This is a genomic window from Agrobacterium sp. GW821-FHT02D03, from assembly GCF_059421725.1.
In genome coordinates this window covers 1,971,243-1,989,927 of the sequence record NZ_JBWKVN010000001.1, presented here as the reverse complement: position 1 = coordinate 1,989,927, position 18,685 = coordinate 1,971,243, and the positions used below count along the sequence as shown (strand labels likewise).

Annotated in this window: 26 protein-coding genes; 18 read left to right on the top strand and 8 right to left on the bottom strand. The window is 57.0% G+C overall.

Annotated features, from left to right (window positions below; genetic code table 11):
- Window positions 1–3: 3 nt before the first annotated feature.
- From AC07U5_RS09395 to AC07U5_RS09360, 8 genes are all read left to right on the top strand, one after another.
- Window positions 4–1,155, top strand: coding sequence for a phage major capsid protein (locus AC07U5_RS09395; protein ID WP_494722848.1), 1,152 nt, complete (start codon window positions 4–6; stop codon window positions 1,153–1,155).
- A gap of 32 nt (window positions 1,156–1,187) precedes the next feature.
- A complete protein-coding gene (locus AC07U5_RS09390) occupies window positions 1,188–1,568 on the top strand; it encodes a hypothetical protein (protein WP_494722847.1) in 381 nt (126 codons plus the stop codon).
- Window positions 1,569–1,639: 71 nt separating this feature from the next.
- The gene (locus AC07U5_RS09385) at window positions 1,640–2,116 is read left to right on the top strand and encodes a hypothetical protein (protein WP_062437833.1); all 477 of its coding nucleotides are present in this window, start codon (window positions 1,640–1,642) and stop codon (window positions 2,114–2,116) included.
- 14 nt (window positions 2,117–2,130) lie between these two features.
- Entirely contained in the window at window positions 2,131–2,685 is a 555-nt protein-coding gene (locus AC07U5_RS09380; protein ID WP_494722846.1) for a hypothetical protein, read from the top strand.
- The gene (locus AC07U5_RS09375) at window positions 2,682–2,987 is read left to right on the top strand and encodes a helix-turn-helix domain-containing protein (protein ID WP_494722845.1); all 306 of its coding nucleotides are present in this window, start codon (window positions 2,682–2,684) and stop codon (window positions 2,985–2,987) included. Before AC07U5_RS09380 ends, AC07U5_RS09375 begins: the two co-directional genes overlap by 4 nt.
- Window positions 2,987–3,325, top strand: a complete 339-nt coding sequence (locus tag AC07U5_RS09370; protein WP_494722844.1) for an HNH endonuclease — start codon at window positions 2,987–2,989, stop codon at window positions 3,323–3,325. Before AC07U5_RS09375 ends, AC07U5_RS09370 begins: the two co-directional genes overlap by 1 nt.
- Window positions 3,325–3,585: a hypothetical protein gene (locus tag AC07U5_RS09365; protein ID WP_494722843.1), complete on the top strand. Its 261-nt coding sequence runs from the start codon at window positions 3,325–3,327 to the stop codon at window positions 3,583–3,585. The genes AC07U5_RS09370 and AC07U5_RS09365 overlap by 1 nt, the downstream gene beginning before the upstream one ends.
- 14 nt (window positions 3,586–3,599) lie before the next feature.
- Entirely contained in the window at window positions 3,600–4,136 is a 537-nt protein-coding gene (locus AC07U5_RS09360; RefSeq protein WP_494722842.1) for a hypothetical protein, read from the top strand.
- Between the two features lie 2 nt (window positions 4,137–4,138).
- Here the strand turns inward: AC07U5_RS09360 and AC07U5_RS09355 are convergent, their stop codons facing one another.
- A complete protein-coding gene (locus AC07U5_RS09355) occupies window positions 4,139–4,645 on the bottom strand; it encodes a hypothetical protein (protein ID WP_494722841.1) in 507 nt (168 codons plus the stop codon).
- 128 nt (window positions 4,646–4,773) lie between these two features.
- On the opposite strand from AC07U5_RS09355, the gene AC07U5_RS09350 reads away from it, so the two are divergent.
- Genes AC07U5_RS09350 through AC07U5_RS09325 form a run of 6 tightly spaced genes read left to right on the top strand, consistent with a single transcriptional unit; the run spans window position 4,774 to window position 10,581 of the window.
- Window positions 4,774–5,076 carry a head-tail connector protein gene (locus AC07U5_RS09350; RefSeq protein ID WP_494722840.1) on the top strand — a complete coding sequence of 101 codons (303 nt, stop codon included), beginning with the start codon at window positions 4,774–4,776 and terminating at the stop codon, window positions 5,074–5,076.
- Window positions 5,073–5,477, top strand: a complete 405-nt coding sequence (locus AC07U5_RS09345) for an HK97-gp10 family putative phage morphogenesis protein (RefSeq protein WP_494722839.1) — start codon at window positions 5,073–5,075, stop codon at window positions 5,475–5,477. Before AC07U5_RS09350 ends, AC07U5_RS09345 begins: the two co-directional genes overlap by 4 nt.
- Complete coding sequence (locus AC07U5_RS09340) at window positions 5,477–5,884, top strand: DUF3168 domain-containing protein (RefSeq protein WP_494722838.1); 408 nt, start codon at window positions 5,477–5,479, stop codon at window positions 5,882–5,884. Before AC07U5_RS09345 ends, AC07U5_RS09340 begins: the two co-directional genes overlap by 1 nt.
- The gene (locus AC07U5_RS09335; RefSeq protein ID WP_494722837.1) at window positions 5,881–6,201 is read left to right on the top strand and encodes a phage head closure protein; all 321 of its coding nucleotides are present in this window, start codon (window positions 5,881–5,883) and stop codon (window positions 6,199–6,201) included. Before AC07U5_RS09340 ends, AC07U5_RS09335 begins: the two co-directional genes overlap by 4 nt.
- Window positions 6,202–6,230: 29 nt before the next feature.
- The gene (locus tag AC07U5_RS09330; protein WP_494722836.1) at window positions 6,231–7,856 is read left to right on the top strand and encodes a terminase large subunit; all 1,626 of its coding nucleotides are present in this window, start codon (window positions 6,231–6,233) and stop codon (window positions 7,854–7,856) included.
- 10 nt (window positions 7,857–7,866) lie between these two features.
- Entirely contained in the window at window positions 7,867–10,581 is a 2,715-nt protein-coding gene (locus AC07U5_RS09325; protein WP_494722835.1) for a D-alanyl-D-alanine carboxypeptidase family protein, read from the top strand.
- Window positions 10,582–10,606: 25 nt separating this feature from the next.
- Here the strand turns inward: AC07U5_RS09325 and AC07U5_RS09320 are convergent, their stop codons facing one another.
- From AC07U5_RS09320 to AC07U5_RS09310, 3 genes are all read right to left on the bottom strand, one after another.
- The gene (locus AC07U5_RS09320; protein ID WP_494722834.1) at window positions 10,607–11,266 is read right to left on the bottom strand and encodes a hypothetical protein; all 660 of its coding nucleotides are present in this window, start codon (window positions 11,264–11,266) and stop codon (window positions 10,607–10,609) included.
- Window positions 11,267–11,419: 153 nt separating this feature from the next.
- Window positions 11,420–12,208: a DUF4145 domain-containing protein gene (locus tag AC07U5_RS09315; RefSeq protein ID WP_494722833.1), complete on the bottom strand. Its 789-nt coding sequence runs from the start codon at window positions 12,206–12,208 to the stop codon at window positions 11,420–11,422.
- Window positions 12,209–12,250: 42 nt separating this feature from the next.
- Complete coding sequence (locus tag AC07U5_RS09310) at window positions 12,251–12,538, bottom strand: Arc family DNA-binding protein (RefSeq protein ID WP_494722832.1); 288 nt, start codon at window positions 12,536–12,538, stop codon at window positions 12,251–12,253.
- 89 nt (window positions 12,539–12,627) lie between these two features.
- Here AC07U5_RS09310 and AC07U5_RS09305 point away from each other — a divergent pair, with 89 nt between their 5' ends.
- The 3 genes from AC07U5_RS09305 to AC07U5_RS09295 all read left to right on the top strand — a co-directional run bounded on the left by AC07U5_RS09305 (window position 12,628) and on the right by AC07U5_RS09295 (window position 14,361).
- Window positions 12,628–12,783 (top strand): Arc family DNA-binding protein, encoded by a 156-nt coding sequence (locus AC07U5_RS09305; RefSeq protein WP_494722831.1) that lies wholly within the window; start codon window positions 12,628–12,630, stop codon window positions 12,781–12,783.
- A 232-nt stretch (window positions 12,784–13,015) separates the two neighbouring features.
- Complete coding sequence (locus tag AC07U5_RS09300; protein ID WP_494722830.1) at window positions 13,016–13,339, top strand: helix-turn-helix domain-containing protein; 324 nt, start codon at window positions 13,016–13,018, stop codon at window positions 13,337–13,339.
- Window positions 13,228–14,361 carry a tyrosine-type recombinase/integrase gene (locus tag AC07U5_RS09295; RefSeq protein WP_494722829.1) on the top strand — a complete coding sequence of 378 codons (1,134 nt, stop codon included), beginning with the start codon at window positions 13,228–13,230 and terminating at the stop codon, window positions 14,359–14,361. Before AC07U5_RS09300 ends, AC07U5_RS09295 begins: the two co-directional genes overlap by 112 nt.
- Window positions 14,362–14,825: 464 nt before the next feature.
- Here AC07U5_RS09295 and AC07U5_RS09290 read toward each other — a convergent pair whose 3' ends face one another.
- The 3 genes from AC07U5_RS09290 to AC07U5_RS09280 form a co-directional block, all read right to left on the bottom strand.
- Window positions 14,826–14,975 (bottom strand): hypothetical protein, encoded by a 150-nt coding sequence (locus AC07U5_RS09290; RefSeq protein WP_111847855.1) that lies wholly within the window; start codon window positions 14,973–14,975, stop codon window positions 14,826–14,828.
- A gap of 93 nt (window positions 14,976–15,068) precedes the next feature.
- Window positions 15,069–16,610 (bottom strand): undecaprenyl-phosphate glucose phosphotransferase, encoded by a 1,542-nt coding sequence (locus tag AC07U5_RS09285; protein ID WP_494722828.1) that lies wholly within the window; start codon window positions 16,608–16,610, stop codon window positions 15,069–15,071.
- Between the two features lie 287 nt (window positions 16,611–16,897).
- Complete coding sequence (locus tag AC07U5_RS09280; RefSeq protein ID WP_494722827.1) at window positions 16,898–17,470, bottom strand: polysaccharide biosynthesis/export family protein; 573 nt, start codon at window positions 17,468–17,470, stop codon at window positions 16,898–16,900.
- A 219-nt stretch (window positions 17,471–17,689) separates the two neighbouring features.
- Here AC07U5_RS09280 and AC07U5_RS09275 point away from each other — a divergent pair, with 219 nt between their 5' ends.
- On the top strand, window positions 17,690–18,316 hold the full coding sequence (locus AC07U5_RS09275) for a hypothetical protein (protein ID WP_494722826.1): 627 nt from the start codon (window positions 17,690–17,692) through the stop codon (window positions 18,314–18,316).
- A gap of 59 nt (window positions 18,317–18,375) precedes the next feature.
- On the opposite strand, the gene AC07U5_RS09270 is transcribed toward AC07U5_RS09275, so the two are convergent.
- Window positions 18,376–18,588 (bottom strand): DUF2842 domain-containing protein, encoded by a 213-nt coding sequence (locus AC07U5_RS09270; RefSeq protein WP_062426135.1) that lies wholly within the window; start codon window positions 18,586–18,588, stop codon window positions 18,376–18,378.
- Between the last annotated feature and the right edge of the window lie 97 nt (window positions 18,589–18,685).

Here is an 18,685-nt window from a genome sequence, read left to right as displayed (position 1 = left end):
CCAGTGAAGCACGAACGAATTGAAGTCCGGTCAGCGTTGCCGCTGCCAATCGAAACCCGCGAAGACGATCCGTTGGCAGTTGCCACGGCTGCTGTGGAAGAACTGCGCAATGCTGCCGAGGAACGGCACACGGCGCACCAGACGGAAGTACGTGGCCTGACCGACCGCATCAGCCAGCTTGAAACGCGCCTGTCGCGTCCCGTGAACCAGCAGGAACAACGCAACGAGCCGACCGTGGAACAGCGTGCGTTTGCCACGTACTTGCGTCACGGCAACGCCGCCCCAGCCGATGAACTCCGTACCCTGACGGTCTCCACGGACACACAGGGCGGTTACCTGGCACCCGCCGAAACCTCCACAGAGTTCATCCGCGATCTTGTGCTGGTGTCGCCAATCCGTGGCGTTGCTTCCGTTCGTCAAACCGGTTCGCCGTCCGTCATCTATCCCCGCCGTATCGGCATCACTGCCGCCAAGTGGAAGGGCGAGACGCAGGCTCAGGAAGCATCGGAACCGACATTCGGCCAAGCCGAGATCGTAGTGAAGGAGCTGAACACCTACGTCGATATCAGCAACCAGCTGCTGGCTGACAGTGCCGGTCTCGCTGAACAGGAAGTCCGCTTGGCGCTGGCTGATGATTTCGGTCAGAAGGAAGGCACCGCTTTCGTCAACGGCGACGGCAATCTTGCCCCGGAAGGCTTCATGGTCAACCCGGATATCGGTTACACGCCGACCGGCAGTGCATCCCAGATCACCGCCGACAGCCTCATTGCTCTGGCTTACGCGGTTCCGACCACTTATCGCGGTGCAGGTACGTGGGGCATGAATTCCAAGACGCTTGGCGTCGTCCGCACGCTCAAGGACGGACAGGGGAACTACCTGTGGCAGCCATCCTATCAGGCTGGCCAGCCCGAAACGATTCTTGGCCGTCCCGTGCTTGAACTACCGGATATGCCTGACGTGGCAGCTAACGCGTTCCCCGTGATCTTCGGTGACTTCGCGGGATACCGGATCGTGGATCGCCTCGCTATGTCCATCCTCGTCAACCCGTACCTGCTGGCAACGAACGGCCTGACCCGCATCCACGCGTCTCGCCGTGTCGGCGGTGGCGTCATTCAGGCAGCCCGCTTCCGCAAACTCAAGGTCGCCACCTCGTAACCCAGCGCCGAACGTCAAAGGAGACTATTTCCATGCGCGATCTCGTCAATAACATCGGCGCTGTCACTGCCATCGCACCGGCAGTGCTTACCGCCACCACCAACGGGGCAAGCGTTGACCTGCTGCCCTGCAACTCTGCTGCTATCGTCATCAGCACGGGTGCAATAGCCGGCTCTGCCGTCATGGTGCCGAAGCTGCAAGAGAGCGACGACGGCAACACGTTCACCGATGTGGCGGCTGCCGATCTTCAAGGCACGTTCCCGGCAGCCCTTCCGGCGGCATCGACCGTGAAGGTCGGATACAAGGGCTTCAAGCGTTACATCCGCCCCGTACTCACCCTGTCTTCCGGCACTTCGATTGCAGCTTCTGCCGTCGTGATCCGTGGCGACAACCTGAAACGGCCTGTGGCCTGACCCAACAGCGGGCAGATGAGACTTCTCGCTTGCCCGCACCTTCCATTCACCAAATTTGAGAGGAAACCCAGATGGGTATCACGACAACCGCATTGGCCAAGGTATCCATCGGTACTACGGCTTCCTTCACCACGGCCACCGCCTACGCGGGGGACACATGGACACTTGTAACTAACCTACTTGACGTTGGCGAAGCAGGCAGCGAGGCGGAGATCGTCACCGCCAAAATGGTTGATCAGCCTTACGTCAAGAAGCTGAAAGGCTCCCGCGACAACGGCACGATGGAACTCGTCGTTGCCCGCGACAGCGCTGATGCCGGTTACGCTGCACTGATCGCCGCCGAAGGCACCGCGTTTTCCTACAACTTCAAGGTTGAGCTGAACGACAAACCCGCAGCCGGTGCCAGCCCGAAGAACTCTATCTTCTATTTCTCTGCCATCGTCGCCAGCCGCAAGAACAACTTTGGTGATGCGGACAACATCGTGAAGACGACGTTCAGCCTCGCCATTTCAGGTGCGATCATCGAAGTCTTGGCTTCGGCCACGTAAGAGGAGATCGCAAGATGAAGCTGGCGGAACCCATCATCGTGACAATTGCGGAAACGGAAATCGAGCTTCGGCCATCGCTTCGTCATGCAATGCAATTGGAACGCCGTCCCGGATCGTTTCGCCAGCTTCTCAGCGATATCTCAGAGGGCAGTCTGACCGCTGTTCTTGCCATCATCGAACCGCACGCCGAGAAGATGCTGTTTCTGGAAAACCGCGTCTTCGATGAGCTGGCACGATTGCAGCCCGCCCTTACGGCCTATGTCCTGCAATGCACGGGCATCGATCCTGACGAACCGGCAAGCACTGGCAAGTCCACGGGCAAAGCCAAGCCCTTCGCGGACTACATGACCGGCCTCTATCGCATCGGCACAGGCTGGCTGGGATGGACCCCGGAAACCACGCTCGATGCCACCCCCGCAGAAATCCAGCTGGCCTACGCGGGCAGGCTGGAAATGCTCAAAGCCATCTTTGGCAGCGGTCAACCTGAGAAGACCGACACCCGACCGCTCAACGAGAAATTCCGCTCCATTTTTTCAGGTGTGGGGACGATCAAGGAGGATGCAGCATGATCGATTTACCCACTTTCGTTCGCGAGGAACTCAGAAAATTACGTGTCTCTCAGCGCTCCCTTGCCACGGCATCTGGCATTAGTCGGTCAACTATTCGTCGGTTTCTTAGCGGGCGGACGCAAGTGGAAATTGGGACTATAGAAATCTTGATGCAGACCCTTGGCTATCAGCTTGCGCCCGTGGTCAACGGCACGCCGTCCCGGCTTTTGTGGCGGCCAAGGAAGGTCGCATCGCACCTCCCAAATCGTGATCCGATCCTGCCCAAGCTGATCAAGGCAGTGGGCATGGAGACCCGTTTCTGATGCCATACCGCGCCCCATCAATCCGCGCCTGTGGATGCGTCCTGACTTCGGGGGCGCGTTGTCAGCACATTGCTGCCCGTGATCGTGCGCGCAAGGCTGCGTTTGATGAGAAGCGCCCCAGCTCCCGCGAGCGTGGATATGACAGCAAATGGGAAGCCGCTCGCAAAGGCTACCTCGCCAAGCACCCAACATGCGTCATGTGCGGCCAACCCGCCAACATAGTTGATCACATCGTTCCTCATCGTGGGGACATGAAGCTTTTCTGGGACAAGAGCAATTGGCAGTCCCTCTGCACACACCACCACAACAGCGCAAAGCAGTCTCAGGAGAAGCGGTAATGGAATTGATCACCCTTGAACCGGGAGTGTGGACCCTCGTGGCAGCCACCACGGCTATTCAGGCAAGATCGAACCCTAGTGGTCTGCGCATCCACTATGCCGACGAGGAGCCTCCCGTAGAGACTGAGGCCTATTTCACGGTGCCTGATTACGAGCTTGCGCCCTTCCGGCTTCCGGGGACACCACGCGGCTTCGATGCTGGGACAAACGTCTACATGATGCCGGATGGTGATGAGCCTGCCGTCATCGTGTCGTTTTAGCGAGGGAGATGACCATGACACCCTCAGAACATGCCCGCCTCATCGATCAGCAAGAGTTCGCGGCGGAATGCTTGGCCATTCGGCAACGCGCCCATGCTCTTGTAGAAGATAGCAGGGCAAGGATGCGGGAAGCCATCAATGCTTACCTTGGCCGTCCGCTCTGGTATGTAACGCCACCCAAGCCCATTACCCCGCCGAGGCGCAGACCCCCAGCACTGATTGAGCAAAAGCCGAAGTCAAGACGTGCCAGCGTTGCGCCCCTCAGTAGACGGAAGCCGGGCGTTAAAGCCAAGCTCTACACGGTTGATGGCGTTACGTTGACCCGTGCGGAGTGGGCGGAACGGCTTGGCATGACCAAGGGCACACTTGCCTTGAAGGTGCATCGGCTGGGGAGCCTTGAAGCTGTGATAGCCCGAGCAGAGGCGGAGCATCGCTTTAATGCTTCGGTCCTGTCACGAATGGTGAGGGCATTCCGTAGAGTACGCAATCGTCAGATCATCTCCCGCATCTCCCCAGCGTCCCATGCTGACACTATGGAGGCGACGAGATGAGATCAGATTTCCGTAGCATCTTTCGGAGGAGAGTTCTTCTTCGCCGGAATGTGAGCCAAATATGGCTTGTTTCGGTCGGTGGTGTAAATCGCCGCCCACATAGTTCCTTTTTCGATAAGATCGGCAACTTCGCCTTCGGGCCTCGCGATACCAGTCCACTCTTCTCCTCTCCCGAGCATCTTCGGAATTACTTCGGGATAGCCTTTCAGCTGTGGACGAAGAACAACGAAGGACTTCCGATGCTTGCGCCGCCACGCCGCCCAGCGTGTGGGGTATTCGAGCAGGCAGAAATGAGTGACCGTCGTCGGCGCATCACCCCGATTGACTGCATTTACCAAAAGAAGACCAGTCTCCGCGTCCCTGCCATGACCTACGAGCGTCATACCCGGATTGGCACGCATGACTACTTTCGGCCCGCTCTCGACCCAACGTCGTACCTCAAGCGCCAATGCAAACGTCGCAACTATAGCTGCGTAGGTGGCAACCCACGCTTCAGGACCCCATTCCATGCCCGTCTCCTTTTACCCATCCGCATATTAGCGAACCCCCCGGGGTATAGCCAGACTTTCGACAATGCCAAGGGGACCGGCGAGGACAGGCACGCGCACCATTTGCATCGAAATTCGGAGAACCGCACATGAGCATCGTTCAACTGACTGCCGCAAAAGCGCACCTGAACATCACGGATGATGCCGACGACGCGCTTATTCAGACCAAGATCAATGCAGCTGAAGCGCATGTGGAGAAGCTGCTGGGGTTTACCCTGGCATCGGGCTTTACCGGTTCTGCTGGCGTCCCCGATGATGTGAAGGAAGCCATTCTCCAGCTCGTCGGCCAATTCTATGAGAACCGGGAAGCCTCGCTCGTGGGCATCAGTGCTGAGGAAATTCCGTTCGGTGTCTGGCAGCTCATCGCCCCGTATCGGGAGTATGTGTTTTGAGCCAGCAAAGCGACCGATTGAAGCGCCGTCTTGATGCCATTCCCCGCGCTGTGAAAGCAGCCGTGGCCCCGGCACTGGCGAAGTCTGGGCAAGACCTTGCCACGATGCAGCGCGTTCTCGCACCGCGTGACAGTGGCGCTTTGCAGGACAGCATTGCTGTCACCCTGCCGGGGGAAACCACCCCGCCATACAGCCAGCCCGGAGGCTCGCGCACAGCCAAGGAAACCGAGGTGCTGGTGACGGTCGGGAACAGCGAGGTTCGCTATCCGCATCTGGTGGAATACGGAACCGCCGCCGCCGCCGCTCAGCCTTACTTCTGGCCTGCATACCGACTGCTGAAAAAGAAGATGGCAAACCGCATCAAACGCGCCATCCGTAAGGCTGTGAAGGAGGCGAGATAATGGAGCCGTCGCTTGAACTCCAGAAGGCCATCCGCGTCCGTCTCATCGAATCTTCGGCACTGACCGCCCTTGTGCCTGCCGCGAACATTGTGGACCGCAACGGCATTCCCGCCGCATTCCCTTCCATCTTGCTGGGTGAAGGCCAGACCGTTCCGGGTGGTGACATCGCCCGTATGCGTCATGAGGTATTTGTGGACCTTCACATCTGGCAGAAGGAAACCGGCCTCGTCTTCTCGAAGCAGGTAGCGGGTGCAATCCGCGAAGCTCTTGCCGACACGAGATGGACAGCCACTGGCCTGCATGTTGCTGACCTTCGCGTGACCTCCAGCAGGTTCATGCGCGACCCGAACGGCATCCACTCGCATGGCATCATCTCCCTGACCGCCCTCGTTTCGGAGGTGGCATGATGCGCGCCGGGAAGCTCGACAGGACCATCACCATCGAACGCCACGCGATCACAGTGGATGACTACGGCACCCAGACCGAAGGCTGGAGTGAGATCGCTACCGTTCGCGCTCAGATCGTCCAGCAGAGCACGGAAGAGTTCATGCGTTCGTTTGGATCAACCGGAGAGACCGCCATGGTCTTCCGCATCCGGCACCGCGCTGGCCTCAAGGTTGCAGATCGCATTACCGAGCAGGGACAAGCTTATGACGTGAAGGAGATCAAGGAGCTTAGACGCCGCGAAGGGCTGGAGCTTCGTTGCGTGGCGGTGGGTGTCTGACCATGGCCCTCATCCTGAAAAAGAAGAAAATGAAATTGATTGCAAATCCGTTCGCGGACATTCCCGACCCGTTCGGATACGGGCAGCGTGCAGTCGATTTCCTCCGCAGCCTCAAGCACCCTAAGTCTCGTCTGCCGGATCGCGCATTTCAGCTTGATCCTTGGCAGGAACGCATCGTCCGCCAAATCTATGGACCTTGTGACGAGAACGGCCAACGGATCATCAAACAGGCCATCATTCTGCTGCCCCGTGGCAACCGCAAGACATCGCTGGGTGCTGCCCTTGCTCTTCTCCACACCATGGGACCGGAAGCCGTTCCCGGTGGCGAAGTCCTGACCGCTGCTGCCGACCGAAAACAGGCAAAGCTTGCCTTCACCGAGGCGGAAAGCATCATCCGTGCAGGCAGTGAGGAGCTATGGCGGAAGGGCCAAGGCACCCGCCGTTTTGACGCTGGCAACACCATCAAGGTGCAAGAATACAAGAACCGCCTGACGTTTCCAAATGGCTCTTTCCTCGAAAGCCTTTCGAATGATGCGGGAACCCAGCATGGCCGCACCCCGGTCTTTGCGCTGGTCGATGAAATCCACGCGCATAAAAAGCGCGATCTCTGGGACGTGATCAGAACAGGCCTTGTGAAGGTGCCGAACTCCCTTTGCATCGTCATCACGACGGCAGGCCGGGGACAGGAAAATATCGGCCATGAGGTGGTGCAGTACGCCCGCGACGTGGCGTCTGGGAAAATCCATGATCCTGCAACGCTGCCGATCCTGTTTGAGACCTCGCCAGAAGCTGATTGGCAGGATGAGGAAGTGTGGAAGGCAGCGAACCCCGGCCTTGTCCATGGCTATCCTGACATCGGTGGACTTCGCCAGCTTGCCCGCGAAGCAGCGCAACGCCCTGCCGACCGGGAAGCGTTTCGTCAGCTTCACCTCAATGTCTGGCTGGGACATTCCTCCGACCCATTTGTAGAAATGTCCGTCTATGACAAGGGGGCTGCCGCCTTCGATATTGATGAGCTGGAGCATGAACCATGCTGGCTTGCGGTGGACCTCTCCAGCAATTCGGACCTGACCGTGATCGTGGCCGCGTGGCGGGACGGTGAAGACGGCTATTTCGTGCATCCATGGTATTTCTGCCCAGCCGATAACCTCTATCGCCGTGCCGAACGTGACAACGTGCCTTATCCGACATGGGCAGATGACGGTTACATCGAACCGACCCCCGGCAATGTCGTGGACTTCCGCGCCGTGGAAGACACCATTCGGGAGCTATGCGAACGCTTCCAAGTCCGTGAGATCGCATTCGACCCGCACCTTGCCCGCAACATGCTCAACAACCTGCTGGAGGACGGCTATCCGGCAATAGAGATGCGGCAGGGCTGGGTTACCATGGCACCGGCCATCAAAGAGCTGGAGCGCGCCATCATCGCGGGGCGCTTGCGTCACGGCGGGCATCCGGTCCTCCGCTGGAATTTCGATAACATCGCCGTTGAAACCGACAAGGCAGGCAACAAGAGTTTCCACAAAGGCAAGTCCCGCGACCGCATTGATGGTGCTGTTGCCGCCGCGATGGCCGTTGCCCGTGCCTCCACCGGCGAAGACACCCGTTCAATCTATGACAGCGAAGAACGCAGCGACGGCTTGCTGATCTTCTGAGGAGAAACCCATGCCGACAGATACCGAACAGCTCGTCGTTTCCTTGGAAGCTCGCATCCGCGACTTCGAACGGAATTTTCAGCGAGCGAACCGCACTTCCAGCCAGAACTTTCAAGCCATCGAACGGCAGGCGAAGCGTTCCGCCGATACCCTTGAGCAAACTATGTCCAAGGCATCGAACGGCGTCAACGTGGCGCTGGCAGGCTTGAAGGGTGGCGTGGCCGGTATCGTGACGGGCCTGTCCATTGGAGCGCTACAAGGTGTCGTATCCCGTATCGGTGACATCACCAAGGGCATCGCCAACATCGGCAGTGAGGCGAAGCGGGCAGGTCTCAGCACCCGTGCGTTTCAAGAGCTGGGATATGTTGCCCAACAGAACCGCATTCCCATAGACGCCCTGACAGACGGCATGAAAGAGCTGTCCCTTCGAGCGGACGAATTCATCATCACGGGACAGGGCAGCGCGGCGGAAGCGTTTGCCCGTCTGGGTTATGGCGCTGCTGATCTCAAGCGAAAGCTTCAAGACCCTTCCACGCTGCTGGTGGAGATCATCGGCAAACTCCAGCAGTTGGACAAGGCTGCACAGATCAGAATTGCCGATGAGCTGTTTGGCGGCACGGGTGGTGAGCGCTTCGTGGAGCTTATCGATCGAGGAGCGGACGGTATCCGCAAGCTCATCAAGGAAGCCCATGACTTCGGTGCCGTGATGGACGACGAGGTCATTGCCCGTGCCGATGAGCTGGACCGGAAATGGAATGCGCTGGGAACCACAATTTCCACCTGGACGAAACAGGCCGTGCTTGGCCTCGTGGGTGCTATGGACGATCTGCTGGACAGGTTCAACAAGATCGATGAGCAATCGACCCGCAACGTGCAATCGGCGCTGACCGGCATCTATTCCAAGCTACAGGCGGAAAAGCAGAACCTTGCCGATTTAATGCAGACCAGTGGCGGCACCCCGTTCGATGTCATGAATATTCACCAGTCCCAGCAGGAAATCGAGCGCCTCACAAACGAGGCCATGAAGCTCCGCGACATTCTCGACAACCGGCAGGGGTACGACAAGGATATCATCTATAAGGCTGGGCAGGATGCGAAGCAGACCACCCCGGAACTCTCAAATCTGTATGGCGCGCTGAACAATACGGGTACCGCAGCCGGGACAGGTGCAAAGGGCTTGAACAGCTTTGCCGAAGCCGTGCGAGCGCTCAAGAATGAAATCCCTGACCTCGCCAACAACCTCGCCCAGCTCGATGCGCAGGCCCGCATCAATACCGCTTACAACGCCGCTCTGTTCAAGGCCCGCACCATGGGTGAGGTCTATCAGGCCAATGAGCTTCGCGGGGCAGCGCTGAAAGCCGTGGGTGTCAAATCCGCTACCGACGATCCGACCAAATACCTGTCCAACGTTCTCGCATCGGGCAAGAACCCTCAGCACATCATGGGGATGCAAACCAGCTTCCAGCAGAAACTCGCCACCATGCTGGCGTCCATGCCCGAAAACCTCAAGGGCAGCGTGACCATCAACAGCGGCTTCCGTTCCGTGGAGCGACAGCAAGAGCTATGGCTTGAAGCGCTCAAGAAGTACGGCTCCGCAGAAGCCGCTCGTAAGTGGGTGGCACCTCCCGGTAATAGCCAGCACAACAAAGGGAATGCCGCCGATCTCGGTTATGCGTCCGATGCGGCGCGTCAGTGGGTGCATCAGAACGCGGGCAACTATGGCCTGTCATTCCCCATGAAGCATGAGAATTGGCATATCGAGGACACCGAAGCGCGGGGGCAGGCTCGTTCGCAAGAAATCCAGACACAGACCAATGCGCTCATGCAGCAGTCGCAGGCCTACAAATCCATCATCCAAGACGCTCAGCAGTTCACGCAAGGCCAGCAGACCGAGAAGCAGGCATTGACGATGACGGGCCAAGCCGCAGCCGCTTACCGCTACGAGCAAGAGATGCTTGCGCAGGCCCAGCGAACGGGGATCACCGTCAACAGTCAGCAGCGTGCGGAAATCCAGCAGCTTGCGCAGGGCATGGCCCAAGCCGAACATGCCACCACCCGTTTCGCACAGACGCAGGAACAGGCGGCAGAGTTTTCCCAGATGCTGGGTAACACTGCCGTGGACGCTCTCACGGGCATCCTGACCGGCACCACAACAGCAGAACAGGCGCTTGCCCAACTCGGTGCTCAGCTCATCAAGGTAGCGTTGCAGGCAGCGCTGCTGGGGCAAGGTCCGCTTGGGAATGGCGGTTCGGGCGGCGGTCTATTCGGTGGGCTGTTGAGCTTCCTCTTCCGTGCTGACGGCGGCATCGTCAAGCGTTCCCAGCTCCTGCATATGGCGGATGGCGGTCATGTCCGTGGTCCCGGCACAAGCCGTTCCGACAGCATTCCAACTATGCTCAGCGATGGGGAATTTGTCGTTAATGCCCGCGCCACAGACAAGCACCGGCCAATACTGGAGGCGATCAATTCCGGTAAGGCTCCAGCCTTGTCGGATGGCGGGGTGGTCAGTAGCTCCTCATCCCGTTCCAATGGCGGCATGCATGCGGTATTCGCTCCGCAGATCAGCATCCAGACGACAGGCTCGAGCGGGGACGCTGCGAAGGATGAAGCTCATTCCAAATCCATGGCGAGGGAGATCACGAAGGCTATCGATCAACAGATGTCGGAATGGGCGATCAATCAAACGCGCCCGGGCGGTATGTTTGCGGGAATGGGGAAGCGCTGAGGCACAAGCAAGGGGCGTTGGACCGCTACTCTTCCCCAGCCAACTTGGCCCCTTCCTCTCGATCTCTGAGATTTATGTGGATCAGATATAAAAACGTCATGCACTGTTGGAGGATCACGAAGCGCAGCAGAGAGGGGTCATCTTTGAATTTCTCGGTCAAAACAGCCTCATCGAAATCCTCAACGTACGACAGGATTTTCAGAATGCGCGTCTTGTCTTTTTTCTCAGTAATGATGTCCAGTAGACTGCGGTTGACGGACCTTATGTCGTGCGCGAAAGCATTCCTAACGGTTCTAACAGTCTCCACAAAATCCAGATGATGTGCTGGCGTTCCCGCCATTGTCATCAGCTTTATGACCGATGTGCGCCCTTGGTAAGTCAACGCCGATACGAAGTTCGAAATTTCATCTTCACCGACTTTTTTCAAGCCATCCAGTGAAAGTTTACGGGAGATGATATCTCGACAAGCTGTTTCATTCAGCGCGTCAATCTGAATAATGAATGCCCAGTCAGACTGCTCTTGGAAAAGAGTTATGAATAAATCCTGCCCAACTCCGATAGGTCCACAGTACCTATCCGCAAGCGCGAGAAGCGCCTTAAAGCTGCTGATCGCTTCCTCTGTTTCGTCAGTCGTCGCGGGACCGGGCTCCTCTTTGCCCGTCAGCTTCTCAAAGAAAGATGGCATCTAGCCTCCACAACACGCAATTGGGTTGCGTTTAAAATTGCAATCAATTTCACTTCGATTTGAGGCAGTCAAGCAACAGCTTAGACGGGGTGCTGTCATCCTACTGAGAACTTGGGAAGTCAACGAGAGACCTGAAAACAGTAGCCGCCATTTTTACTTCTCCGGCTTATCTCGCTTTTCAATTGCAGCCAAAGCGCCGGGGGGTAAAGCCGCGTAGACTTCATCGACATGCTTGGGCTCAGAGATCATTTTTTCAGCTATTAGATTGAGAAGGCGAAACAGGCTCTCCGCCGTAGCTCTATCATCCCGTAAATCCATGCTGCCGGGATGAACAGCACTGTTTCCAATAACTCTGACGGCATCGAGTGCCTTTTGTATCCTGACGTCCAAACCAGCAGCTACCAACGCCTTAATATCAGAATTTATGTTCTGACCGGGTTGCCCCAGATGTTCACAGAGCTTTTGAATCGCCAACCTAATTAACGCTGCTGCCCCTCTCGGGGACAAATGTAGTATCGAGCTTGCCTCTCGATAATCCTGTTCAATTTCCGGCGGCAGGTCGGGGTTAGGTGGGGGAGCGTCTCCTTTTTGAGGATAGACAATACTATCAAAAATCCAGACGGTTATTTGCGAACATTCATAGCAAATTGAGAAGTTTAGATTGTATACGTGGGTCGTGTCATAGAGGCTTCGATCACCTTTGTAGAAAAAAGGTCGCTGTCGTTTGAGGTCTTCCACCAGCTTTAGAAACCGCTTTCGGGTACCTTCATTCTCAATGTCTTTGAATGAAAAATCTCGGTCATCATCAGGGCGGACAACATACGGAAGTTGATCTTTCGGCAATTTCTCTGCAAACGCACCGTACCAATATTGGGTTGTGAGTACCCCACAATGCGGACAGTTAAACGCGGTTAATCCGGTCGAAGGCGTAACAAACTTCATCTTCCCCCCTTTGTGAATCACTTCACATGAGCAGCTCTGCTGCTACTTTTTAGAGAGTATGTTTGATAGGGATGCAACCTGGTCTTCAAGGTCTGCAACGCGCTTCTCCAAGCTTTGACTACGCTGATAGGTCAAACGGAACTCTGGCGTATCATGGCCGAGCGATACGTCCCATCCAGTTTCTTGAACAACACTTCCTGCTGCGAACGAAAACTCCAAGCGCGCGACAATCTCTCCGTTGAGAGATCGTTTCCCCGCTCGCGCGGCCTCTTCGATTTGTTCTTTCAAGGCCGCAGGGAGCCTGATCTTCATCTGTGTGTCTTCTGACATGGTCCACTTTTAAACCAAAATGGTGTTGACAGCGTTCTGCTGTGGATTTAAACCAAAGTGGTCCAAATATGAACCAATGAGGTATAGCGATGACAGAAAAATCTGCCCTGAGTGTTCGGCTACCTTCCACGTTAAAGGAGTGGCTCGACGAGCGTGCCGAGAGGAATGGCCGGTCTATGAATAGCGAGATCGTCCAAATCCTCAAGGCCATCCAGAACGAACAGCGACAAACCCAAGTAGCTTGAGCAACGGAAGGAGATTTCCAGTGACAGACAGAAGATTCGTCGCCGTGTTTCGGCACGTACACCTGTATTCAATCGCCGCAGGCACTACACCCGACATGCACGATGGCCCGTTCGCCAACAAGATTGATGCCTTGCTGGCCGCGCGTGAGCTTCAACTCACGATGGGGCGAGACCCCAACTTCGTACTAGACCTAACGGGTGTCCCCGAGAGCGAGCTTGCGGAGTTCCTAAGATGATGAACCGTCCACTGCCAAAAGAACCCATGTTCACCGCCGTAGAGGCAGCGGCCAAGCTGGGTATCAGCGTCAAGACGCTCATGCGGCACGTTGAAGATGGCCGCATCCGATACGTGAATGTCGGGACCGAGAAGCGCAAGCAGTACCGGTTCACCGACTACATGCTGGAACAGTTCATCACCAACAACAAGCGCCGTGAGAAGAAGCCATGTCCGTCTACAAGCCCGAAGGCTCCCGCTATTACCGTTGCCAGTTCGAACTCCACGGTCATCGCGTTCACAAGTCTACAAAAGCCACCACCAAAAAAGAAGCAGAGCTAATCGAACGGCAGTGGCGAGAACAGATTGCCGAGGACGTGAAGCATGCCCGCAAGACCGGCACCGCTCCAATGACCTTGGACATCGCAGCGGGACGATACTGGACCGAGATAGGCCAGCATCATAAAAACTCCGCAACGACGTTCACCGACATCCAGCGTCTTCTTGACTACCTCACACCGACCATCCGCATGGATGCCATCACGGATGATGTAGTGGCGTCTCTGGTCTCCCGCCGTCGCAGTGACACCAAGCATGGGAAGAAGGTCCGCAAGGACGGGAAGCCTGTGCAATTGATTGCAAACGCCACGGTGAACCGTTCGACGGTGATCTTGCTAAAGTCTATCATGCTGGCAGCCCGTGACATCTGGGGAGCAGCAATCCCAAAGATGCCACGCTGGAAGAAGCAGATGCTCAAGGAGCCGAAGGAGAACACGCGCTCTCTCGATAGCAACGAAGCTGTCGCGTTGAATGGGGCGGTTCGGGACGACTATGCTTCATGGTTTGAGTTCGCCCGCATCACTGGCTTGAGGCGGAACGAGACCTTGATCCGGTGGAGCAACGTCAACATTTTCGCCAAGCGCATCACCACGGTGGGGAAGGGTGGAAAAGAGGTGTCCACGCCGATCACTCCGGCTGTGGAGGCGATCTTAAAGCAGTGCAGGGGCCATCACCAAGAGTTCGTCTTCACCTTCGTTTGCAAACGTCCTCTTGAGGGGCAGGTGAAGGGGCAGCGGTATCCCATCACGCCAGAGGGTGCCAAAACACAATGGCGGCGTCTCCGCGCTCGCTCAGGCGTTCAGAACTTTCGCTTCCATGATCTTCGTCACGACATGGCAACGCGGTTGCTTCGCGAGACCGGGAACCTCAAGATCGTGCAGCGAGCGCTCAACCACTCGGACATCAAAACCACCGTCAAATATGCTCATGTCTACGACGACGAGTTGACAGCGGCGATGGTGAAGATACAGACGCCCCCAGTTCTGCCCCCACGTCAAACCGATGAGGCTGAGAACTATGCGTAATCGTTGGGTAAATCGGCTTCATGCCTTCCGCGCTGGGGGTCAAGGGGTCGCAGGTTCAAGTCCTGTCGCTCCGACCATTTTTGAGGTTTTCCCCAAGCCTCGATTTTTCTGAGAAATACCTTGGGATCAGCCCTTTGACCATCGTCGCATGGAGATGGCGCGGCTCTTTATCTTCACCCATCAATCCAGTGAACCGTTCATTTTTGAATTTTCTAATGGAACGCTCACGCGGGGCGACGTGTTAGTCCATCGTAACAAGACGAGGTGTCGCTGGGGATGCTTCGAAAGAGATGGAGAGAGAAATGAACAGCATTATCTATATTGTCGGTCTGGTTGTAGTCGTTGGCATGATCCTGTCTTTCGTGGGCTTGGCCTGACAGGACAGGCGTCTCTAGTGTGTATGAGGCGCCGATGTGCGCGAGGTAGCGCAGCAAAATAGTGTGCTGCGCCCCTCCCGAAGACGATCAGTTTTCCTGAACGGACACGCCGTTTGGTCCGATGTTCATTTCGATACCCTTAGGCTTCGACTCTTCGTGCCACACATAGATGCCAAGAGCGGCGACGAGTACGACCAGCGCGCCGATGATGAAGTAGAGATTGTTAGACCGCGTCATTCGGATTTCCCCTGAAAATGAAGATGTACGGCTGAACAACGCGGAAAATCCTGCCCGGTTCCACCGGGTAGGTGGTAATCGGCTACGGGTCCGTCAGTATGCGTTTTCTGACTTCAACAGGCGGATCGGTGTCAGGAAAAGAATCTTGAGGTCGAGCCAAAGAGACCAGTTTTCAATATAGTAGAGATCGAAAGCGGTGCGCTGCTTGATCTTGTCGCTGTTGTCGATTTCCCCGCGCCAGCCGTTGATCTGCGCCCAACCGGTAACGCCTGGCTTGACCTTGTGACGGGCGAAATAGTGTTCCACGACCTCGGTATATTTCAGGTCGCCTGTCTGGGCATGGACGGCGTGTGGCCGGGGACCGACGAGGGACAGATCTCCCGCCAACACGTTGAAAAACTGAGGCAGTTCGTCCAGCGAGGACTTGCGTAGGAAACGTCCCACGGGCGTGACGCGCGGGTCATTTTTGGTCACTGCCTTGACAGCGCTTGGATCGCTCATTTCGGTATACATCGACCGGAACTTCCAGACGTTGATGGTCTCGTTATTGAAGCCGTGGCGCTTCTGCCTGAAGAACACTGGACCTTTCGACGTTGATTTGACCGCGATCGCGGCTCCGATCATCACAGGCCAAAGCAGGAGCAGAGCGATGACGCTGAAGAGAATGTCGAACATCCGTTTCGCCACGCCGTCCCAGTCCCGAATGGGCTTGTCGACGACGTCGAGCATCGGCACGCCGCCATCGCGGGAATAGGAGCGGGGTCTGAAACGCAGCTTGTTGGCATGGGCTGCAATGCGGATATCGACGGGCAGCACCCAAAGCGTTCGAAGAAGCTCCATGATGCGCGCTTCGGCGCTAATGGGCAGCGCGATGATCAGCATATCGAGTTTCGTCAGTCGCGCGAACTCGACCAGTTCCCCGAACGTGCCGAGCTTCGGGTAACCTGCGACGATATCGGGCGAGCGGTTACCGGTGCGGTCGTCGAAAATACCGCAGATACGGATATCGTTATCGTGGCGTTCCAGAGAGCGGATCAGATCTTTGGCTGCCTGACCCCCGCCGACGATGACGGCGCGGCGTTCCATGACCCCGTTGCGGCCCCAGTGCCGGATAGCGAGCCCGACGATCGATCGTTCCAGAAGAAGAAAGACTGATCCCGCGGCGACCCACCAGGCAAAGCCTGCCCAGGAGTAGCCATCCTCCCTCAACAACATGTACATTGCGCCGGCTGTCACGGCGCATGCGGTGACGTATGAACCGACGATGCGCGCGGCCATGGCTAGAGGGCGGCGCAGTGAGGGGAGCTGGTAGGTATCGGTCAGCTGAAGCAGAAGAGCGGTGAAACCTGCGTTGAAGAGGCAGGTGACGACAAGCGCCAGATGAACGCGCCAGCTGCCGGAGATTTCCATGCCGTTGAGGACGAGCGCAATGATCGAAAGGCCGATGAACTCGAAGAGGCGCAGCTGACCGATCACCATATTCGGTGAGTGGCTGGTATCGCGAAGTTGATTGGCGACCTGCCGGGCGAGGGGATTGAGGGTCGGCTTATTGCCGTCGCCTGCCGCTTTCTGAGAGAGCTGCAACCGCACGGCATCGAGATCGGAGCTTCGTCCGTCTCTTTCTTGATCGCCCATAGACTTATCCCGCCATCATTTTCAGATACAGATAAGCCATAGATACTAAAAGAAGCGTTGACGACTGCCATGCAAGGAATCGCTTTACACTTTTGATGTCACTGAAGCGCTGCCAAGAAGTATCAGGCGGCTACAGCAGTAATGGGGGCGGGATACGCAATACCAGTTTACCCGCAACTATGGACAGAGGCTTAGGCTGCCGGATCGGCGCCTGCCGCTTCTGCCGCTGAACTTGAATTTCTGGCTTTAGCTTTGGTGAAGCCAGGGAGCGCTACGACACAGTTTCCTCAAAAGAAACGTTCCCGCACATAGATGGTGTCGCCCCCCAGCACAGGTGCTGAGATCAGCACGCGTCCGGTGTTGACGTCGGCGTTGAGCTTACGCGTCACATCGACGTCGCGCTGGTTTGCGCGTGAGGTGAAGCCTCCCGCAATGGCAATGGCGTTCTGGATCGTCATCCCGGGGACGTAGGAATACTGCCCCGGTCTGCCCACTTCACCCATGACGAAGATCGGACGATAGCGATCGACCTCGATGCTGACATCGGGGTTGCGCAGATAGCCTTTGCGGAGCTGGGCAGCGAGCGCTGCTTCAACCTGCTTGGCCGTTCGGCCGCGTGCCGGAATTTGCCCAACGAGCGGGAAGGCGATGTAGCCCGCCTGGTCGACAGTATAGGTGTTGGTGAGGCCGGCTTGATCGAAAACGGTAACGCGCAACCTGTCGCCGCTATCCAGACGATAGGGCTGTAGGGCAGCGGCATTGATGGCGGAGGGCGCGGGTTGATAGGCAGCGCAGCCACCAAGCGTCATCGTCGCGGCGAGGGCAAAAGCTGATATCAAACGTGGGACGGCGAAATTCATTCGCAATCATGCTCCGGGAACATTTCTTGACCCCAGTTATCCGTTCGTCATGGTTAATTCCGGGTAAAGAAAACTTTTTTTGGAAGAATTTCCCTTAAGACCGTCGGAAGTTCCGCGTGGCATCGACTGTTTAACGCTTGGGTTACTGCGACGCGGTTAGAAGGGAAGAACGGTGGCCGTGCGAGCAAAAGCTGCCGGCGATGAGAAAATGAAGGCGCCATGACCGCGAACGACAATGCGACCGAACCACAGGATGATCTTGATCCCGCCTCTGCGGAAGCTGGGCTTCCGATAGCCTATGTTGCGGATCTTCTCGTCATGCCAGGCGCCAAGCCCGTTGCGGTTGTTGCGTCACCCAGTGGGGCGGATGGATCGACAGCGACCGTCATGCTGGCAAGAGCGATTGCCGAGCTGGCGCGATCCGTTGTGCTTGTGGACATGACCGCGACGGGGGCTCCTTCGCGGCTGATGGTGTCGGACGAATCGCTCCCGGGCATCATGGATCTCCTGACGGGGGATGCAGCCTTCGGCGAAACCATCCATCGTGACCGGCTCTCCACGGCGCATATCGTTCCGCAAGGCGTGGGCTCGGGACACCGCGTCAGCGGCGTACTCGAGCGGCTCGTGATGGTGCTCGGTGCATTGTCGGGAAGTTACGATACTGTGCTGCTTGAGTTCGGCGCAGCCAATCCCGCTGAAATCTCGCGCATCCTGAAATATGTCGATGCGGATATCGTCCTTTCCGTTCCAGATGGTGATGCTGAGGTGCTTCGTGAGGCAGAGACGGCGTTCCGCGCGAGCGGACACAGCCAGATCATTACGATGGTATCGGCAGCGAGGGCCTGACCAGGCCATGCCACTGACAGCCTGAAACGCGTCGTTTTTCACGCTTCCAGCGAAACGAATTATTTCTGCCGTTTCGGACCGGCCATCCATTTGATGATCAGCATGGCAGGCAAGATCCACAGAAGACCGGACAGCACGAAATAGCCGAGGTGAACCCACCACGGCGAGTTTGCGAGCGTTGCCGAGGCGAAGGCCGTGGCAACAACCGCATAGGTCACGACCAGCAGAATGATGATGATAGTGCCGATGAATGATCTAAGGCGGGGATGCATGGCTGATGTCTCGTCCGTCACGTGTTTCTGGGATTCCTCTATAGCAGCGCCCATCAAAAACGGTATCGCTTTTCGCAAGCGGATCTGCCGCGACCCG

What these genes read in the sequence shown, in the direction of transcription:
- AC07U5_RS09390 (WP_494722847.1), top strand. Translation starts at nt 1,188, where the DNA reads ATGCGCGATCTCGTCAATAACATCGGCGCTGTCACTGCCATCGCACCG.
- AC07U5_RS09385 (WP_062437833.1), top strand. Translation starts at nt 1,640, where the DNA reads ATGGGTATCACGACAACCGCATTGGCCAAGGTATCCATCGGTACTACG.
- AC07U5_RS09380 (WP_494722846.1), top strand. Translation starts at nt 2,131, where the DNA reads ATGAAGCTGGCGGAACCCATCATCGTGACAATTGCGGAAACGGAAATC.
- AC07U5_RS09375 (WP_494722845.1), top strand. Translation starts at nt 2,682, where the DNA reads ATGATCGATTTACCCACTTTCGTTCGCGAGGAACTCAGAAAATTACGT.
- AC07U5_RS09370 (WP_494722844.1), top strand. Translation starts at nt 2,987, where the DNA reads ATGCCATACCGCGCCCCATCAATCCGCGCCTGTGGATGCGTCCTGACT.
- AC07U5_RS09365 (WP_494722843.1), top strand. Translation starts at nt 3,325, where the DNA reads ATGGAATTGATCACCCTTGAACCGGGAGTGTGGACCCTCGTGGCAGCC.
- AC07U5_RS09360 (WP_494722842.1), top strand. Translation starts at nt 3,600, where the DNA reads ATGACACCCTCAGAACATGCCCGCCTCATCGATCAGCAAGAGTTCGCG.
- AC07U5_RS09355 (WP_494722841.1), bottom strand. Translation starts at nt 4,645, where the DNA reads ATGGAATGGGGTCCTGAAGCGTGGGTTGCCACCTACGCAGCTATAGTT.
- AC07U5_RS09350 (WP_494722840.1), top strand. Translation starts at nt 4,774, where the DNA reads ATGAGCATCGTTCAACTGACTGCCGCAAAAGCGCACCTGAACATCACG.
- AC07U5_RS09340 (WP_494722838.1), top strand. Translation starts at nt 5,477, where the DNA reads ATGGAGCCGTCGCTTGAACTCCAGAAGGCCATCCGCGTCCGTCTCATC.
- AC07U5_RS09335 (WP_494722837.1), top strand. Translation starts at nt 5,881, where the DNA reads ATGATGCGCGCCGGGAAGCTCGACAGGACCATCACCATCGAACGCCAC.
- AC07U5_RS09330 (WP_494722836.1), top strand. Translation starts at nt 6,231, where the DNA reads ATGAAATTGATTGCAAATCCGTTCGCGGACATTCCCGACCCGTTCGGA.
- AC07U5_RS09325 (WP_494722835.1), top strand. Translation starts at nt 7,867, where the DNA reads ATGCCGACAGATACCGAACAGCTCGTCGTTTCCTTGGAAGCTCGCATC.
- AC07U5_RS09320 (WP_494722834.1), bottom strand. Translation starts at nt 11,266, where the DNA reads ATGCCATCTTTCTTTGAGAAGCTGACGGGCAAAGAGGAGCCCGGTCCC.
- AC07U5_RS09315 (WP_494722833.1), bottom strand. Translation starts at nt 12,208, where the DNA reads ATGAAGTTTGTTACGCCTTCGACCGGATTAACCGCGTTTAACTGTCCG.
- AC07U5_RS09310 (WP_494722832.1), bottom strand. Translation starts at nt 12,538, where the DNA reads ATGTCAGAAGACACACAGATGAAGATCAGGCTCCCTGCGGCCTTGAAA.
- AC07U5_RS09305 (WP_494722831.1), top strand. Translation starts at nt 12,628, where the DNA reads ATGACAGAAAAATCTGCCCTGAGTGTTCGGCTACCTTCCACGTTAAAG.
- AC07U5_RS09300 (WP_494722830.1), top strand. Translation starts at nt 13,016, where the DNA reads ATGATGAACCGTCCACTGCCAAAAGAACCCATGTTCACCGCCGTAGAG.
- AC07U5_RS09295 (WP_494722829.1), top strand. Translation starts at nt 13,228, where the DNA reads ATGTCCGTCTACAAGCCCGAAGGCTCCCGCTATTACCGTTGCCAGTTC.
- AC07U5_RS09290 (WP_111847855.1), bottom strand. Translation starts at nt 14,975, where the DNA reads ATGACGCGGTCTAACAATCTCTACTTCATCATCGGCGCGCTGGTCGTA.
- AC07U5_RS09285 (WP_494722828.1), bottom strand. Translation starts at nt 16,610, where the DNA reads ATGGGCGATCAAGAAAGAGACGGACGAAGCTCCGATCTCGATGCCGTG.
- AC07U5_RS09280 (WP_494722827.1), bottom strand. Translation starts at nt 17,470, where the DNA reads ATGAATTTCGCCGTCCCACGTTTGATATCAGCTTTTGCCCTCGCCGCG.
- AC07U5_RS09275 (WP_494722826.1), top strand. Translation starts at nt 17,690, where the DNA reads ATGACCGCGAACGACAATGCGACCGAACCACAGGATGATCTTGATCCC.
- AC07U5_RS09270 (WP_062426135.1), bottom strand. Translation starts at nt 18,588, where the DNA reads ATGCATCCCCGCCTTAGATCATTCATCGGCACTATCATCATCATTCTG.